Here is a 207-nt window from a genome sequence, read left to right as displayed (position 1 = left end):
TTGTACAGGATAGGTCGGAGCCGTAGAAACCGGAACGCTAGTTTCGGTGGAGGCGCTGGTGGGATACGACCCTTGTTGTGTGAACACTCTAACCCGCGCCACTTAGCGTGGCGGGAGACAGTGTCAGGTGGGTAGTTTGACTGGGGCGGTCGCCTCCCAAAAAGTAACGGAGGCGCCCAAAGGTTCCCTCAGAATGGTTGGAAATCA

The 207-nt window shown here is 56.5% G+C and carries 1 rRNA gene; it reads left to right on the top strand.

The window, feature by feature from the left end:
* A 23S ribosomal RNA gene (locus tag CES81_RS13175) occupies positions 1-207 on the top strand; the annotation flags it as partial.

The organism is Secundilactobacillus pentosiphilus (assembly GCF_002217985.1).
Taxonomy (GTDB): Bacteria; Bacillota; Bacilli; order Lactobacillales; family Lactobacillaceae; genus Secundilactobacillus; species Secundilactobacillus pentosiphilus.
The sequence above is the reverse complement of the archived record's forward strand: the minus strand, read 5'-3'. Positions and strand labels throughout refer to the sequence as shown.